Origin of the sequence: Paenibacillus sp. FSL F4-0243, from assembly GCF_037963295.1 — a bacterium.
GTDB lineage: Bacteria > Bacillota > Bacilli > Paenibacillales > Paenibacillaceae > Paenibacillus_AQ.
Map to the genome: position 1 here is coordinate 5,845,753 of NZ_CP150151.1, position 17,846 is coordinate 5,863,598.

General features: G+C 43.9%; 18 protein-coding genes and 1 riboswitch. Of the genes, 3 read left to right on the plus strand and 15 right to left on the minus strand.

Annotation, left to right across the window (positions count from 1 at the left end):
• Positions 1–20: 20 nt before the first annotated feature.
• Positions 21–275, minus strand: coding sequence for a YuzB family protein (locus tag NSS87_RS25975; protein ID WP_042191582.1), 255 nt, complete (start codon positions 273–275; stop codon positions 21–23).
• A gap of 81 nt (positions 276–356) precedes the next feature.
• Here NSS87_RS25975 and NSS87_RS25980 point away from each other — a divergent pair, with 81 nt between their 5' ends.
• Entirely contained in the window at positions 357–605 is a 249-nt protein-coding gene (locus NSS87_RS25980; RefSeq protein ID WP_042130899.1) for a NifU family protein, read from the plus strand.
• A gap of 155 nt (positions 606–760) precedes the next feature.
• On the opposite strand, the gene NSS87_RS25985 is transcribed toward NSS87_RS25980, so the two are convergent.
• The 13 genes from NSS87_RS25985 to NSS87_RS26045 form a co-directional block, all read right to left on the minus strand.
• Positions 761–1,618, minus strand: coding sequence for a MetQ/NlpA family ABC transporter substrate-binding protein (locus NSS87_RS25985; RefSeq protein ID WP_339243423.1), 858 nt, complete (start codon positions 1,616–1,618; stop codon positions 761–763).
• Positions 1,619–1,676: 58 nt separating this feature from the next.
• Positions 1,677–2,336: a methionine ABC transporter permease gene (locus NSS87_RS25990; protein ID WP_339243424.1), complete on the minus strand. Its 660-nt coding sequence runs from the start codon at positions 2,334–2,336 to the stop codon at positions 1,677–1,679.
• Entirely contained in the window at positions 2,336–3,352 is a 1,017-nt protein-coding gene (locus NSS87_RS25995) for a methionine ABC transporter ATP-binding protein (RefSeq protein WP_076300346.1), read from the minus strand. Before NSS87_RS25995 ends, NSS87_RS25990 begins: the two co-directional genes overlap by 1 nt.
• Positions 3,353–3,452: 100 nt before the next feature.
• Positions 3,453–3,592: riboswitch (SAM riboswitch) on the minus strand.
• 100 nt (positions 3,593–3,692) lie between these two features.
• Complete coding sequence (locus NSS87_RS26000; RefSeq protein ID WP_042191592.1) at positions 3,693–4,427, minus strand: Cthe_2314 family HEPN domain-containing protein; 735 nt, start codon at positions 4,425–4,427, stop codon at positions 3,693–3,695.
• Positions 4,428–4,536: 109 nt separating this feature from the next.
• A complete protein-coding gene (locus tag NSS87_RS26005) occupies positions 4,537–5,514 on the minus strand; it encodes a heme A synthase (RefSeq protein WP_042191594.1) in 978 nt (325 codons plus the stop codon).
• Between the two features lie 89 nt (positions 5,515–5,603).
• Complete coding sequence (locus NSS87_RS26010; protein ID WP_042194485.1) at positions 5,604–5,948, minus strand: thioredoxin family protein; 345 nt, start codon at positions 5,946–5,948, stop codon at positions 5,604–5,606.
• A gap of 78 nt (positions 5,949–6,026) precedes the next feature.
• A complete protein-coding gene (locus NSS87_RS26015) occupies positions 6,027–7,655 on the minus strand; it encodes a polysaccharide biosynthesis protein (RefSeq protein WP_042191597.1) in 1,629 nt (542 codons plus the stop codon).
• Between the two features lie 27 nt (positions 7,656–7,682).
• A complete protein-coding gene (locus NSS87_RS26020; RefSeq protein WP_042191598.1) occupies positions 7,683–8,168 on the minus strand; it encodes a DUF456 family protein in 486 nt (161 codons plus the stop codon).
• Positions 8,169–8,204: 36 nt separating this feature from the next.
• Positions 8,205–8,960 carry a Cof-type HAD-IIB family hydrolase gene (locus tag NSS87_RS26025; protein ID WP_042191600.1) on the minus strand — a complete coding sequence of 252 codons (756 nt, stop codon included), beginning with the start codon at positions 8,958–8,960 and terminating at the stop codon, positions 8,205–8,207.
• Between the two features lie 75 nt (positions 8,961–9,035).
• Entirely contained in the window at positions 9,036–11,141 is a 2,106-nt protein-coding gene (locus NSS87_RS26030; RefSeq protein ID WP_339243425.1) for a penicillin-binding transpeptidase domain-containing protein, read from the minus strand.
• Positions 11,142–11,167: 26 nt separating this feature from the next.
• Positions 11,168–13,243 (minus strand): penicillin-binding transpeptidase domain-containing protein, encoded by a 2,076-nt coding sequence (locus tag NSS87_RS26035; protein ID WP_339243426.1) that lies wholly within the window; start codon positions 13,241–13,243, stop codon positions 11,168–11,170.
• A 266-nt stretch (positions 13,244–13,509) separates the two neighbouring features.
• Complete coding sequence (locus NSS87_RS26040; RefSeq protein WP_339243427.1) at positions 13,510–14,655, minus strand: transglutaminase-like domain-containing protein; 1,146 nt, start codon at positions 14,653–14,655, stop codon at positions 13,510–13,512.
• Between the two features lie 61 nt (positions 14,656–14,716).
• Complete coding sequence (locus tag NSS87_RS26045) at positions 14,717–15,154, minus strand: hypothetical protein (protein WP_042191604.1); 438 nt, start codon at positions 15,152–15,154, stop codon at positions 14,717–14,719.
• A 270-nt stretch (positions 15,155–15,424) separates the two neighbouring features.
• Here NSS87_RS26045 and NSS87_RS26050 point away from each other — a divergent pair, with 270 nt between their 5' ends.
• Together NSS87_RS26050 and NSS87_RS26055 are read left to right on the plus strand one after the other, a co-directional pair.
• Positions 15,425–16,612, plus strand: coding sequence for an MFS transporter (locus NSS87_RS26050; RefSeq protein ID WP_042191606.1), 1,188 nt, complete (start codon positions 15,425–15,427; stop codon positions 16,610–16,612).
• A gap of 131 nt (positions 16,613–16,743) precedes the next feature.
• Positions 16,744–17,091 carry a DNA primase gene (locus tag NSS87_RS26055; protein ID WP_042191609.1) on the plus strand — a complete coding sequence of 116 codons (348 nt, stop codon included), beginning with the start codon at positions 16,744–16,746 and terminating at the stop codon, positions 17,089–17,091.
• Between the two features lie 124 nt (positions 17,092–17,215).
• Here NSS87_RS26055 and NSS87_RS26060 read toward each other — a convergent pair whose 3' ends face one another.
• Entirely contained in the window at positions 17,216–17,839 is a 624-nt protein-coding gene (locus NSS87_RS26060) for an SCO family protein (protein WP_331281395.1), read from the minus strand.
• Positions 17,840–17,846 lie beyond the last annotated feature (7 nt).

Genomic DNA, 17,846 nt, shown 5'->3' on the forward strand with positions numbered 1-17,846 from the left:
TTATTTTCCACAAAAAGCATTTAATCAAGATCCATATTAAACCAAGCCTCTAGCTCTTTGATTTTAGTATCAATTTTCTTTTCTAGCTCGTCAACAGTATCTGCTGCAACGATGTCCCCTTCAACCATGGCAAACGGGGTTAAGTAACATTCCCCACAATTGTTCAGGCATCCGTATTCGATCACATCGTAATCTGGATTTTCCTCCAGCTTATGCATTAGCTTGTCTGTTCCGTGACCCATGTTACTGGCACAAAATTCAATAATTGGTCTCATGATGATCTCCCTATTCCGCCTAACCATTTTATTTTTTAACTTTTTGTACTATAATGAACTTACGAAAGGAGTGATTGAGAAATGAGTGAGAATGCACAAAGCACCGAAATGTATGATGAAGTATTGGAAGTGCTGGATAAGCTTCGTCCGTTCCTGCAACGCGATGGCGGCGACGTTGAACTGGTCGATGTAGAAGACGGCATCGTTAAGTTGAAACTTATGGGTGCCTGCGGCAGCTGCCCAAGCTCCACGATCACCTTGAAAGCCGGGATTGAACGCGCCCTTCTTGAAGAAGTAGAAGGCGTACAAGAAGTTATGCAAGTATTCTAATCCCATTCAATATCATTCCCGATCCTCCTCTTCAGGAGATCGGGATTTTCTTATTATAGAGGATTTACACTTCCCCTACAACATACAGCATAAAACCCGCATGCCATTAGGCAGCGGGTTTTATGCTGTATTAGAGATTAAGTCAGCTTTCTGTCTTAAAATGCTGGAATGATCGAGCCTTTGTACTGCTCTTCAATATAAGCTTTAGCTTCTGGAGAATTCAGTGCAGCGGCAAGCTTTTTGATTGCATCAGAATCTTTATTGTCAGGACGAGCTACCAGGATGTTAGCATAAGGGGAATCCGTACCCTCAATGAACAAAGCATCTTTAGTAGGAACTAGGTTAGCTTCCAAAGCATAGTTAGTGTTAATCAAGGCAAGATCTACTTCATCCAATTGACGACCTAACATTGCTGCATCTAGCTCGATGATTTTAAGGTTTTTCTTATTTTCAGTGATATCTGCCTGGGTAGATGTGATGTTGGTATCATCTTTCAAAGAAATCAGTCCATTTTTGGCAAGCAGGATCAGTGCACGACCACCGTTTGTAGCATCATTCGGGATGGCAACTTTCGCACCATCAGCCAGCTCGTCGATGGATTTGATTTTTTTGGAATAAGCACCAAAAGGTTCAACGTGAACGGCTGTAACAGAAACTAGATCCGAACCGTTCTTTTGATTCTGGTCATCCAGGTAAGGTTGATGTTGGAAGAAGTTAGCATCCAGATTCTTCTCTGAAAGCTGAACGTTTGGTTGAACATAGTCAGTGAATTCTTTGATTTCTAATGTAATTCCTTGCGCTTCAAGCAATGGAGCAATAGCTTTTAGGATCTCAGCGTGTGGAACAGGTGAAGCACCAACCACCAATTTTACAGGTTCTGCAGATGACTCAGTTGCAGCACCATCTTTTGGTGCATTAGTAGCAGCCGAGTTAGAAGTATTATTGTTATTGCCGCAAGCAGCCAGCACCACAACCAGTGTCAGACTAAAAAAAGTAAGTAGTAATTTTTTCATTTTAAATCCCCCTCTTATCCTTGGTATTTGTATGAATAAGGCTATATATGGACGTACCTTATTTCCGTGTGAAATGTCGTACTAGTCGATCACCGGCCATTTGTAGCAGTTGCACCAGTATGACCATCAAGACTACAGAGATAATCATAACTTCCTTCTCATATCGGTAATATCCGTAACGAATCGCTAGATCCCCTAGCCCGCCGCCGCCTACCATCCCGGACATTGCCGTATAGGAGACCAGTGTAACCAGTGTGATCGTAACCCCAGCGAGCAGACCTGGACGAGCCTCTGGCAAAAGAACACGCATAACGATCTGATTCGTGGATGCTCCCATCCCTTGCGCCGCTTCGATTACTCCACGATCCACTTCTCTTAATGCCGTTTCCACCAAGCGAGCAAAGAATGGAGCTGCACCAATCACGAGCGGTGGAATCGTACCGAGTACTCCGATGGAAGTTCCAACAACGGCTTTGCTAAATGGAATTAATGCTACCATCAAAATGATAAACGGTACCGAACGTAGGATGTTTACAACGAACGATAAGACCGAGTAAATTACTCTGATTACTATACTATTCGATCTTCCCCATAAATACAATAGAATTCCGAGTGGTAAACCAAGAATAATTGTGAACAATCCAGAGAATATTAACATTTGCAAGGTAGCAACTGTAGCATCCATCATTTCTTGCCAGTTTAAGTCTGCGAAATTCATTACGAAATCACCTCCACTTCAAGGCCTTGAGCGGTTAGTTCGGCTATCGTCACAGCGATCGCTTCAGCTGGACCTTCGAATCGAACAATCATTTGTCCATAAGGTACGTCTTTTATCGTTGAGATGGTACCATGCAGAATGGCGAAGCTAACACCTGTCTCACGTACTACATTGGAAAGTGCAGAGCCGTAGGTCTTCTCTCCGAAAAAAGTAATTTTGACGGCCTGAGAGTTGTCCCCAGCAGCAGCGTCAAGCGCCGTACGAAGAGGTCCCTCATTCTGTGATTCACTGCGAATGAAATCGCGAGTGACCTCATGCTGCGGCTTCAGGAATACCTCCGTGACTTTACCTTGCTCAACGATACCACCACCATGAATGACCGCAACACGGTCGCAGATGCTCTGAATCACGTGCATTTCGTGAGTGATCAGCACAATGGTCAGATGGAATCGTTTATTAATATCGAGCAATAGCTTAAGAATAGAGTCTGTCGTTTGTGGATCAAGCGCAGAGGTTGCTTCGTCACACAGCAGCACATCAGGGTCGCTGGCAAGTGCCCGTGCGATGCCCACCCGTTGCTTTTGTCCGCCTGATAATTGGGAGGGGTATTTATCCCGGTGTTCTTCAAGCCCCACTAAGGCAAGCAAATCTTTCACTTTAGTATCAATATCTGCTCTCGAAGTGCCTGTGAGTCGCAGAGGAAAAGCAATGTTATCGTACACCGTCGCAGAAGATAGCAGATTGAAATGTTGAAAAATCATCCCAATTTTGCGCCGCTGTTCCTGCAGCTGACCTTGAGTAAGCTTGGTTAGTTCAATGCCATCTACCCAAACTTCCCCTTCTGTCGGACGCTCCAACAGATTAATGCAACGGATCAATGTACTTTTCCCCGCTCCAGAATGGCCAATAACTCCGAATATTTCACCTTTTTCGATAGACAAATTCAATCCGGAAAGTGCTGTAGCCGCATGGCTGCCTTTTCCATATACCTTTGTTATTCCTTTTAGATTAATCAACGCTCGTCGCCCCCTTTATAATTCACTTATTCCATACAAAAAAACCTCCGACGATCGATGCAGATCGCAAGAGGCTCTGTGTGTTTATTTAGACAATGCCTTCTCATCTGCCAACGACCACAAACCTTGCGTCATTGTAGGAATTAGCACCATGACATTTGTACAAAACGCTAATCGCGCTGTATACAAATCGGTTGCCGGGCTTCATCGGGCCTATCCCTCCGCCACTCTCGATAAGATATAGAGTATGAAATTTTATGTTTGAATTCGTACAGACTTTAATGCAAGCATAAGTATAGTAAGTTTCTTGTTTTTTGTCAAAAGGAAATATCTTGAACGCTTAGGATTGTACACGCTTTGCCTTGCTGATTTCCTTACGCAGCTGTTCATTGCTGTAGCTGAATGCCGCGATTAATGTTTTACAGTTCATTTCAAGGGACTGCTTCAAATCCTCAAGATGGCTATCTAAATCCTCAAGCTGAATTTTGTCATGCAAGCCTTGATGTCGCTGCCATAAATCATCCTGCATTTCGGAATTCATATAATGAATTTCAGCATTTCTGCGCTTGCGTAGATTCTCCAGTGGATCACGATAAGAGTTCTTGATCTGTTCCAGTTGATCCGCTAATGCAGGATGCACATTCAATAACTGAAGTTGACGCAGTACTGTAAAATAAGAAAAGTGCGTTTTTAATTTGGAGGTTTTGAGGTCATAAAAATGATTCAGTACCGTTCCAAGCTTGTCCAGAAGAGAGAACACACGAATAAATCCATCTTTATAAAAATAAACATACCGCGCATAATCGCCTTGTTCCACTGGTGACATATCGTCCATATAACCAGCGATTACCGATTTCCGGTAAAAAGCAGCTGCGAACCAGCTTTGCTCCAATTCATCCAATGAGGAGATCAGTCCACGTGTCCAAATCTCCAGCTTGCGGTATTCATGGTCATTATCCTCATGAGCGTTCATTTCCTTGCGCAGTAAGGCTGCAAATGTGGCCATGTTCTCCATCGCGTCAGCCAATACACCGCTGTTCTTTCGAGGCGGCTCTCCAAGTATAACCCGCAGCATATCCCAGTCCTCCTAAAGTTTTGTCCAGCACCACGATATACCGATTTCCACTTTATTATTCCGCAGGTAAAGCGACTCTATCCACGGTGGGAACTTTCTACCAAGGGTGTTACAACGGTGTCATTGGATTCGTTGGATTTTTTTCAACAACTACATTTCTCGCGCGATTCAGCTGCCAGACTCTTACACTCATATAACATAAGACACCAAACAAACTAGCGATCAACAAAATATGAGCCAAAGCGGCAAATATGTACAATCTTTCATTATCTAGTGTGTAAACAACAGCAGCTCCACTAAATACCTGCATCAAGCACAGCAGAACAGCCGCTACGCCAAGAGCTCTTAGCTCTGGGTAATCCTTATGTTTCCAAAAAGCTAAATGTCCAAGCACCGCAGTAAGAATGAATAAGATCAAAGCCGCAATCCGGTGCGTAAAAACAATACCTACTCCCCCGGAAAGCTCGGGAACCCATTCACCGTTACAGAGCGGCCAGCCAGAACATCCACCGCGCGAATCCGTATGACTAACAAAGGCTCCAATATAAACAACAACATAGGAATAAAAGGCCGTAAAGCAGGTTAAATTGCGGAAAGCCTTACTGACGGGTTGCTTCTGAAGCTCCATCTTAGGATCGTACTCACCTGCTTCATGTCGCCTTTTAGTTCCTAGAGCCAGCATTAGAGAACTTGAAAAAGCGATCAAAGAAAAGCCCATATGTAGTGCCATTACAGCAGCAGATTGGGATTTAATCACTGCAAGCGCTCCCATACCACCTTGAACAATTACAAACAGCAACGTCATGAATGCATATACTAACAAGTCCCGCCGATTTCGAGCATAACGCCAAAAGGCAATCATCGAGGCAAGTGACAATAACCCTGCCAATCCGCTAAACAAGCGATGGGTGTATTCAATCATCGAACCTACAGTATAGGCCGGAATCAATTTCCCATGACAGAGCGGCCATTCATTTCCACATTCCAATCCCGATCCAGTCTTCGTTACAACCGCTCCCCCTAGTACAGCGAGGAACATGATAAGGCAAGTAAGATAACTAAGCCATTTCAACTGATTTGTCGACAAAAATATCACCCGCAGTTTTTAGTAATGAAGAAGCATCTTAAAAAACCACCGCTTTTGCTCGAACAGGCGAAAGCGGTGGTTTTCCGGAATTACTGTTGAAGGCTTTGATGCACTTGAACCGCTTTATCCAGGAAATTCTCAATTTCCTCGCGGGATTTACGTAATTTATTAACGAATCTAACCAATTCACGTCCATCGGAATACGCGACAAAGCTTGGAATACCCATAATATTTTGTTCCTGACTAACGTCACCCACAGCATCAACGTCAACCTCAACCAGCGTTAGACGATCTGCATAGGCTTGCTCTACCTCAGGAATAAAAGGATCGATAAATTTACAATCCGAGCACCAGTCCGCCTTGAAGATGGCTACAGTTAATCGAGGAGATTGAATGGCTACCTGAAATTCAGCAGGAGAACTAATTTTGTCCATAGCTTGTTCAGTCCTTTCTTCCATATCTGTCAAATTTCTATTCTTTAAGTGAAGCAAAATGTCATGCAGAAGTCAAACTTATTCTCTCATACGAACACGCGCAGGCTGCAATTTCATCAGCGGATGGAGCAATTTTTGCAATGCACGCGGATAACTGGAGATTTCCTGTTTAGTAAGCACACCCAGTACAATTAGCATGACCAGATAAATAACAACAACTGCGGCCCCTACAACAAGACAAGTGATCAGAAATGCCAGACGTGCAGGCATTAGATCTGTTAACAGAATTCCAGCTTGGTTAAGTCCAAAACCAATACCACCGGACACCAGAACCGCAATTGCGAAGCCGCCCCACCGTTTACCCATAATTTCGAAAGGTACAATGGATTTCAGCATCCGTAAGTTAAGAATAGTAATAACTACGAAACAAAGTGCTGTTGCGCCGATAATCCCGTAGATCCCAAATATCTTACTTAGTAAGAAGCTTGCGACTAATTTAACAATAATACCCACTAGCACATAATACATTGAAATGCGTGATTTGCCCATACCGAGCAAGATGGAGTTCGTTGTCATCATGGTGATCTGAAAGATCGTTCCAATCGTAAGCATCGCCACAATTCCGCTTCCGTCCAAGCTGCTGAACAATAACCCGTTTACAGAATAAGCTGCTGCCACAAGTGCCAACACAATTGGCATCCCTGTCAGGATAGAAATCCGCAAAGCAAGTGTAATTTGCTTCTTCAAGTGTCCCTCATCACGACGGGCATAGGCAGCTGAAATGATCGGAATCAGCGAGGTACCTAGCGCAATGGCTAGTACCGGCGGAATTCCGGCCACACTTTGAGCACGCGTGGTTAGTATACCCAAAGCTGCTGTTGCACTCTCTCTGCCCATCTGATCAATAAGCAGTGGAACAGCCAAAGAAGTATCAATCACATTCACTACGGGAATCGTAAGTGAAGAGAGCACGATCGGAATTGATAGTGTGAAAATATCTTTGTAAATTCCCCAAATCGGCAATTTTTGAGTGGTATTGTAATTTAATCCTTGCTGTTTATCCTCTCGGCGCAGCTTGATTGCAAAATAAATCATGACACCAAATGCTGCAATACTACCAATTACGCTACCGAAGGATGCTCCCGCAGCTATAGTTGTATTGTTATACCCCTGCTGTAATAGAATATAAGCTAGTAAAATAGCGACTAGTACGCGAGCGAACTGCTCTACAATCTGTGAAATACCACCAGCCATCATATTGTTGCGCCCTTGAAAATATCCACGCATCATGGCAATTGCCGGAAAAAGTAAAAGCGCAGGTGCAATAGCCCTAACTGCCATCGCTGATTCAGGTACATCAGCAATATGTGTCGCATAGAACGGAGCGCCTATGTACAGCAAGGCCGTCATGATTACCCCTGCTGCTACTGAAAATAGCAATGCTGCATGATACACTTGTCTCGCCTCTTCAGGACGATTCAGAGCGTACCGCTCGGAGACCATTTTACTGAGCGTACTTGGAATACCTGCTGTAGCCACGGTGAGCAGCATTAAATAGATATTGTTCGATACCCCAAATGATGCTCTCCCCACATCATCAAAAATATGATCCAGCGGCACCCGCTGAACAAGCCCGAGTACCCTTGCCACCAAAGCTGCAGCAGCAAGGATAAGCGTGCCTTTTACGAAAGACTCTTTCTTGGACAAACCATTTCCCCTTCTTCACTGTTAAAATTAAAACCGGACGACCCATATAAAAAAGAGGACGACCATAATAATTTGTAGCACAATTTTGACAACAGTACTACTAAACAACCCAAGTATTGATCCTACACTTACTTTGGCAGCTTTAGCCGGTGAAGAACCTACGATCAATTCTCCTATAAAGGCACCCAGAAACGGACCAATAATAAGTCCAAAGGCTGGGATTACAAAAGGACCAATGATTAGCCCAATCGTACTCCCGATAATCGATGAACGTGAGCCGCCAAATTTCTTAACGCCCCAAGCCCCTACAACGTAATCAGCAATAAATAAAACTACAACGATCAGCGTTTGAATGATCCAGAACCAGGCACCAAAAGGCTCGAAAGAAAAGAACCAGCCATATACGAAAAAGGCAAGATAAATCGCAAGCGCACCCGGCAGTATAGGGTACACAGCCCCCGCTAGCCCTACGGCAAATAAAGCAATAATAAGAATCCAACCCAGGATCGTCAACACTTAACCTCCTAATAGCAAATATGCTCTATGGATTCACTTCGCAATAGCTTCATTAAAAATATATTTTTGAATGACTTCTGCAATTCCATCATTATTATTAGAAGCCACCACAACGTCAGCCTCTTCTTTAACCGTCTCCTGAGCGTTGCCCATGGCAACCCCAAGCCCTGACTGCTGAATCGCTGCAAGGTCATTGAGGCTGTCACCAACCGCTATAACTTGGGACATGTCTAGTCCTAGCAGCTTACAGACTTCCATGATTCCGGCTGCTTTATTCACTCCTAGAGGGTTAATCTCCAGGTTATGTGGAGAGGAGTTCGTAATCTCCAATCCACCCATATCTTGAAGACGAAGCAGCAGCTTATGACGAAGCTCATCATCTTCGGTGTGATAACCGAATTTAAGCCATTCTCTGCCCGTTACATCCCCATCCCAGTTATCCTGTTTGTGGACTTTTTCCGTAGAATAGGCCCAGAACCAGATGTCATCTTCTTTAGCAAGTTCATACATTTGCTGTACCAGCATAGGGTCCATCAATGATCGCCGATAAATTTCATGTGGAGCTCGCCATACCTCACTACCGTTCACAGTAATCATAGGTGTTTCTAGTCCAAGCTGCTCAGCATATGGAAATGCACTTGTAAAAGCCCGGCCTGTCGACAGACAGACATGAACGCCTGCGTCGACCGCCTTTTGAAGCCATTTCACCGTTGTAGGTGTAATAATCTGTTCATCATTCAGTAGGGTTCCATCCATATCCAAAGCAAGCAGGCGGTATTTGGCAGTCATTGCCACCCCTCCATTCTTTTATGCTCTCAATAGAGCAGCTGTTTATTTTTAATCATTATTCCCTTAGAGTCAAAGTTACTGAGTACCTGTAGTCGTTCCTTCATTCGCAGGATCATTCGTATTATTACCTGACTGTAGACTCTTCTTCGGAACGCCATCAAGTCCATATTCCCAATCATAAGCATCAAAAATTTTACGTGCGACCGGCGCAGCACTCTGGGAACCAAAGCCCCCTTCTGGAATGACTACGGCTACTGCCAGCTTAGGATTATTTCGTGGGGCATAGGCAATAAATACACCATTATCGCGAATTTGACCCTTCGCCACTTGTTGGGATGTTCCCGTCTTACGAGCAAAATCATAAGGGAAATCAGAAAAAGCACTAACTTCACTTCGCATACCCTGTTGAATTTCTTTCCAATAGGATTTATCAAAGGCTGTTACTTCATCTATTACCTCACGACCGAACTCCTTGACTACTTTTCCGTCAGCATCTGTAATCTTACTAACTAGCTGAGGTTTGATCCGCTGTCCTTCATTAGCAAGTGTAGCTACGTATTGGGCAAGCTGCAACACCGTATAACTACCTTGTTGGCCGAAAGAAGCATATACAAGTGCCGCTTGGGCACTACCCGCAGCCTCTATATTGGTATAGTTAATCTGTCCTAAGAATTCATTTGGCAGACCACTTCCCGTGGATACACCAAGTCCAAACTCTTTCATATACCTATCCCAGATATCTACGCCTTTGCTTTTGTATTTGTCATACAATCGTTTACCGATCATATCCACCATGAACGCATTCGAGGATTTCTCAATCGCTCTTGCAGGGTCCATAGAACCGTACACATGTCCTCCAGAGTTTCTTACCTTAGTTTCATGACCTGTTTTACCAAAAGTCGCGAAACCTCTATCCGAATAGTAAGTTGAGGTTGTAAAGAGACCTTCATTCAAACCCACGAGTACGCTCAAAGGTTTAATCGTTGAACCTAACAGCAGCACAGACCTAAGTCCATTACCTGACGTCCCTGAAGAAATCGGATTAATGGTACCGTTCTGATAGTTGTCCATAATACTGTTCCAAACATCAGTGGATAAGGATCCCGATGTCCAAATATTCGTATCGTAGTCCGGCATACTTGCCATACTGACGATATTCCCCGTATCAACTTCCATCGCTACAGCGTAACCAGTTAAAGCATTAGGATGCGTTTTACCCTGTACAGTATTGGAATGCAGCCACTTAATCTGATCCATAATCGCCTGCTCTGTCTTCATCTGAATGTTCTTATTAATGGTTGTCCAGACGTCATTGCCTTTCACAGGAGGGACTACACGTTCGACTTTTTCTGCCATGTTCTGTGGATTGACGGAGATTTCCTGATAGCCGTTTTGTCCCCGAAGCTCTCTCTGATACTGCAGCTCCAAGCCGTCAAATCCGACAAACTCGTCGTCCTTGTAAGTTAGCCCTGGCTCCGGATTGTTCTTCATAGCATTTAAGATATTCTTATAAATATTAAGGCTGTTTGCTGATTTAAAAGGCTTGATATAACCTATCGTCTGTACGGCAACCGTATCTTTATCGTAATGACGAATGCTTTCCTCGACAATTTCAAGGCCTGGGTATTCTCCCTTATGTTCCATAAAATAGGCTACTTCCTGAGTAGTCAGGTCCGCCTTAATTCGCCGTGCCATAAAGCCAAGTGATTTCCGGAAATATAAATCCAGTGCGTCAATAACATCTTCTTCTGTCATCTTCTCAGCTTTTGGATCACCATATTTATTGAAATCAGTTACCAGCTTGGCTGCCAATGCATCTGACTTGGCTTTAGCTTCTGGAGTTAGGGTAGTTTTACCGGTATTTTTATCTGTTTGCTTAGCGGTATACTCCTTATTGAGCGTAATATACAGCGATTGAACCGGTGTAGAGTACGCTAACTTCTCACCTTCAGCAGCATAAATTACACCTCTCATGGATGCAAGGGGTACATTTTTGGTATCTCTGCTTGTCTCCACTTCAGTTAAAGTTGGTCCTTCCACGAATTGCAACACAGCCAGGCGTATAATAATTACGCAAAATATAACAAACGTGCTAAAGAAAAACACGTTGAGTCGCAGGCCTATGGAACTTTTACTGTTGGTCTCATCTGGAGGTGAGGCCTGCTTACGAAAAAAACTCACAGTTTATTTCTCTCCTTTTTCTCTAATTATTTTTGAACGGGGTCTGACGCAGGAGCAACATTCTTTTTTGGCACACCATCGAGCCCATACTCCCAATCATAGGCGTCAAAAATTTTACGAGCCACCGGAGCAGCGCTTTTGGAGCCAAAGCCCCCTTCTGGTATAACAACCGCTACGGCCAGCTTCGGATTTTCTCGCGGAGCAAATGCAATAAATACCCCATTATCACGGTTTATATTTTTTCTGTCTGTTTTTTCAGAGGTACCTGTCTTACGTGCAAAATCATAAGGAAAATCATCAAAGGCACTAACTTCACTGCTCATCCCCTGTTTGATCTCTTTCCAGTAGGATTTGTCAAACGTTACCGTATTAAGCACTTCTCTTTGAAATTCCTTAACCGCCTTACCTTGCGCATCCGTGATCTTGCTAACGAGTTGAGGCTTAATACGCACTCCTTCATTTGCAAGAGTAGAAGCATACTGGGCAAGCTGCAATGTAGTATAACTGCCCTGTTGGCCAAAAGAAGCATAGATAAGTGCGGCCTGCGAGCTGCCTGCGGCCTTAAGATCAGTATAGTTAATCTGGCCCGCTGATTCACCTGGGAGACCACTTTTCGTAGATACACCCAGCCCGAACTCTTTCATATATCTGTCCCATACCTCAATGCCTTTATCCCCCGGATATTTCTTGTAAAGCTGCTTACCCACCATATCAATCATAAATACATTAGAGGAATTCATAATCGCCTTGGCCGGATCTAGTAAACCATATACGTGACCCGATGAATTTCTTACGGATGATTTATTATCCTTACCGAAATAAGTAATGCCCACATCTGAATAGGTTGTTGAGGTATTAAAGAAACCTTCCTTTAAACCAATTAACACACTTAATGGTTTGATCGTAGATCCCATAAACACAAGTGAACTAAAATCATGACCTGATCTACCCGATGAATTTGAAGTAATCGTACCGTTTAGATGATTATTCATAATTTTATTCCAGACAGGTGTTGGTAGGGAGTCTTTGGTCCATACATTTGAATCGTAATCCGGCATGCTTGCCATGGCGACAATATTTCCAGTCTCCACTTCCATTGCTACGGCGTATCCGGTTAATGCATCTGGATGCGTCTCACCTTGAACAGCATTGGTATGCAGCCATTTAATCTGATCCAATATGGCCTGTTCTGTCTTCATCTGAATCTTCTTATTAATGGTCATCCAAATATTATTACCTTTTACAGGAGCAACGTTCTGTTCAACCTTCTCAGCCATATTCTGAGGAGTCACCGAAATGACCTGATAACCATTTTCTCCTCGTAGCTCTCGTTGATACTGCATTTCCAGACCATCAAACCCCACATATTCTTCTGCTTTATACATAAGTCCAGGGGGAGAATCTTTTTTCATTTCACTACGGACATTCTTATACATCGCTATATCTTCAGTCGATTTAAACGGCTTTCCAAAGCCGACTGTCTGCACCGCTACCGTATCTTTATCGTAGTGACGAACACTCTCCTCCACGATCGTTAGCCCCGGATAATTGTCTTTATGCTCCATGAAATAGGCTATTTCCTCTGGAATTAATCCAGTCTTGATCCGTCGCGGCACATAACCTAAATACTTTTTGAAATCTAAATCTAATGAATCCAAGATATCTTGCTGCGTCAGCTTCGGTGCATTCGGATCTCCATATTTAGCAAAATCAGCTGCAAGCCTTGCTGCAAGCATATCGGAGTTGTTCTTCGCCTTCTCCGTAAGTGAGGTCTCACCCGTTACTTTATCTGTCGTTCTAGCTGTGTAATCTTTAGTTAATGTAAGGTAAAGCGACTCCGTAGGTGTTGAATAGGCAATCTGCTCTCCTTCGGCAGCAAAAATAATCCCACGCATCGCTGCGAGCGGAACAATTTTCGTTTCCCGGCTCGTTTCTTCTTCACTCAACAGAGCTCCCTCAGTAAACTGTAAACCTGCAAGACGTACGATAATAATACAAAAAATAAAAAAAGTGCCGAAGAAAAAAATATTCAGTCTCAAACCTACAGAATTTCTTGAAGATACCCCGTCCTTAGGCGGGAGCTGCTTACCAAACAAACTCACCAGCTTTCTCCCCTTCTACAAGCATAAACGCATTGACCGTCCTTATAAGGAAGGTAAGTGTTTAAGCGAGAAATATAAGACATAAAGTATAGAGCTTATACTTTCTTATATTTTAAAAAAATGTCTGACAACCCTTTGCCTGCGACATTACTCTTATGATGAAGGTGAGTTCTTAGCTGCTTATTGTGAGCATGCCCTCGCATTTAAGTTAGAACTGACGTTAATTGAGTTTATTGTACCACACCCCAGGAGTTCAACGCCCTCACTCAGAGGGCGTTCTCCCTAATATGCGTTTCATCAAAATCCTTCGGATTGAACCAATCTCCACTGCTAGCCCAAGTCGGATCCAGCGGAATCCAAGCTTGCCGATCACTTATATATACTTCATTCCAAGCATGTGCACCATATCCGCCACGCCCATCATAACCCTGACCTGTTACAACCCGTACCTGCAAGCCCTGTGAACGAGCCATCACAGCGTACAGTCGGGCATAGTCTATACACACCCCTTGCCGAGTGTCGAATGTATCCTGTGGTGTCTGTTCATGCCAGACCCTGTTTTGCAAATAATTGTCAGCCTTAGCATAATCGTAAGTCACGCGTGTACCTACCCAATCATAGAGAAGTCTCGCTTTTTTCTCTTCTTCTTGCGCTTGTCCAACAATGTCTTCTGCTGCTCCTATAATATCCTGAGGAATTTCATGATCGATAACCTCATATTTTCTGCGAAGGATATCATTCATCTCTGCTGCAACGGTCTTCGTCAGAATTGGAAGTTTCTTCTGCACAGTCTCACCAACAATAGGTTCAAATACAGCAGCAGCGCTCTGACTATAGATTGGTGAGGACTCCACATAACGACTAAATCCACTCTCCGGATTTAATCCAACACAGATGAAAAGAGCAAGAACAATTACCAGACTACGCATTAAGCCGATAATTAATCCAACCATTGCTCCTCCCATACGGCTTACCTGCGTAATCTTTCTGTCTTTAAACTTCTTAGTACGCCGCAATTGTGGAAAAGGTAGCAACATGGATAACAGTCCTAAGAGCATACGAATTAACAGATAAGAAATCAGGAGTAACAATAGAAATCGAACCAGCGGTGATTCTGATAACACAGACACCGCCGTATAATAAATTTGCTGCCACTGTGTAAGCTTAGTATCAGGAAGACTAATCCCCGATGCCCAAGTCTCTACATAGGGATTGAGGTAGGCCGCAGCTGGGATAGCTAATACCAAAGATGCTATAGTAAATAACCCTGTTCCCAGCAGCCCAAATAATCTTCCGGTAGCGCTTGAGAAACCTCTGCTCCAGCCTTGCAATAGAGAGAAGACTACAACCAGCAGGAGGGCGATGGAGATGATATTAGCATCACTCACACTAGTCATCCATCCGTTTATCATATCCGCTCTCTCCTTTCAGTCGCGTGCTTGCTCGCTTGTTATATTTTTGAGTCCAAGCCTGTTATTGATGTTTTCGGGCTTCCTCGATAAATGTTTTTGTCGTATCTGTAACACTCCACTTCCCAAGACTCACACCACGGAAAGTAACCTCTACTTTATCTTCACCCGCTGCGCCCTTCACTTCAATATTCGGCGTTGTAATCGTAAAGGTCCCGTCTCCATTTGAAGTGTACTTCGCATCCTGCGCTTCTTTAAGCATAACCTCTTGCGCTTCCTTCTTTAGCGTGCTTACCGTTCCATCTGCCACCTTATTCACAGCGTTACCAATTTGGTCCATTGTAACACCACTATAGATGAACAAACCTACAACGATCACAATGACAATCGCCCATTTCAGAACGGTTTTAACCAAATTAACAACCGCAAACAGCAGGACAAGCGCAATTACAATAACTAGCCAATTTTCCCTTATAAACTGTGACCATACCTCTGGATCCATCAATCTCACAACACCCCTATCGCCTAGTTTCGTCCCAAGGATTCTCTCTTCCCATAGACATAACGCCAATATTAATTATTATACATGAATACCCATCATAATTCATGGTTCCACCCTCCGTAAAAGGTATACCTACCAGCGGAATTAAAAAAGCGGTATAAGCCCTCTCTGTCCCACGTAAAGTACAAGTAGTGCTTAAGAATTCGTTCTTCATTATTACGCCGTCCTGCATTCACTTGTGCTGTAGGTGGCTCTCGGAGGTGTTTCCCTGTGAAAACTGCGCTGTGGCTATACTTATTTCTCTTTTTGGCGTTCTTCGATTTACATGCTCAGTATCCCGTCCTTACGCCCTTTGCCATCTCTCTTGGTGCGGGACCCACCTTTATTGGCTGGATGATGGGCATGTACTCGTTGACCCACCTTCCCGGCAATCTGCTTGCAGGCGTACTAGTCGATCGTAATGGCTCCCGCCGCTACATCGTCTTCAGCCTTGTCGCAGCGGGAGCTATCCTACTGCTGCAAGCTCATGTACAGCTTCCATGGCATCTGCTGATGCTAAGAGCAGCAAGTGGATTCGTGCTCGCTTTCCTCTCTCCAGCCTGTATGACGTTACTCGCTTCTTTGTCATCGGATGCCACAGAGCAGGGTAAATATATGTCCGGACATGGTATCGTTCATACGTTAGCTTCAGTTGTATCGCCTGCTGCGGGAGCTTTTATCGTAGCAAAAGCCGGCTACTCTGGCACCTTCACCACACTTGGATGGCTCCTTATCGCAACAGGAATCATGGCTTTTTTTAGTGTACCTGCACCTTCGAGACATATATTAAAGCCGCTAAGCTCAGCGCAATCAGCATTAAAAGTTCCAGATAAACCTTCTATACCAACGAAAGATGATGATCTGGTATCCAAACGGTATTACCTTTTACCTTTTTTCGTTTCCTGTTCACAAGGCGTTCTCTTTTTCGAGCTCCCGCTATCTCAAACAGGGAGCAACAGTATTCTTTCCACTGGTATCCTACTGTCACTCCTCAGTTTAGGTGCTTTGGTAACGCTCAGCATGCTCTTCCTTAACCGTCTTTCTCCGGGGGGAAGAATAGCAGCGGCATTACTGGGAATGGCCATCAGCTTCTTTGCACTCGCCTCATTTCACAGGATTCCGACTGCTGCGATTCTTTTTATGCTCGGCGCAGCCAAAGGAGTGTTGTTTCCTGCAATGGCATCACTCTTTATTAGTCTCGGTGGCCCTGGGCGAATGGGTCGGACTTTCTCCATGCAGTCGATAGCCATGTCACTCGGTGCATTCGCTGGGCCCGTGGCTGCTGGACAGCTAAGGTCCTTCGTTTCTCCTTACTTCATAGCCTTTCTAATACTAATGGTAGCATTGCTTCTTCTTCCACCTAAAAACACTGGTAAACTATCGAACCTCACTTCCAAATGGAACGGGCGAGCCGCATGATTCTTTGCTTTTACGACATTTCCCGGGGAATGAAGACTTTCCTGCAGAAACAGTTGTTAAAAATGACGATCCTTCGGTAAACTATAATGAGCCTGAAGCTTGGACCCATTCCCGGAGGTGATTGTCAGCTAATGTCCATAACGATTATTGTCGAAGGTAAGAACGATCGCAGCAGATTACGGCGCGTGCTGGTACCGGAAGTAGAAATCCTATGTACCTTTGGTACATTAAATACACTAAAATTAGAATCCCTCCGGCAACAAGTAGGAGATGGAGAAGTATACCTTTATTTGGATAACGATAGCTCTGGCAAAAAAATACGCAGTGTGCTCCGGGATGCCTTCCCTGATGCCGATCATATTTATACTCGTCGCGGATATGCTGGTGTGGAAGGTACGCCTGATGAATACAACATCACTCAGCTCGAAAAAGCCGGATTGGAAGATTTCATCGTCTACCCTGAACCACTTCCATTTTAGCTGAAACAAGTATAAGGATAATGTATAGCATGAAACTTATACTATCGTATATTTAAAAAAACGCCTTTTTCGTTATCCGCTCAATAAAGAGGGATTCGAAAAAGGCGTTTTTAATGTTTATGTTCTATTCCCGAGCCAATTCCGTCAGCTGATCGGCAAGAAATTCAGGAGTTACGTTCTCCGTATCTCCTGCGTCATACAATGCACGAAGTTGATTGTTCCGGTCAACTAACGCTATACGGTTGGCATGTACGAAATTTTCTTTGGAATTCCCTGCGATTAGTACTTTAAAAGAATCCGTCGCTAACTTACGAACTTCTTCCTGATCCCCCCGCAAGAAATACCATCCATCATAATTCGCCTGAAACCGGTCTGCAAAAGCCTTAATAGCTTCCCGAGTATCATTCTTCGGATCAAAAGAGATAGAAACAAAACCCGTATCTTTACCAAAACTGCCATCCTCGACCAGAATCTTCTGTGTCTGAGATAACAAAAACGTAGTTATAGGACATACATCCGGACACTGTGTAAAAAAGAAGTATACCAGCCGTGCTTTACCTTGTGTATCAGCCAGAGTAACCTGGTCTCCATTCACATTTTCAAGAGAAAAGTCCTGCACTTCTCCGATTACTGGCAATTTCTCTTTTCCTAAATTCAAAGAGTTAATTGCCAGATAACCAGCCATAATCAAAGCAAGTATTAGCAGAAGCCAAGTCCATTTATAACGCTTAAAGGTTTGCACGGACACGTATACC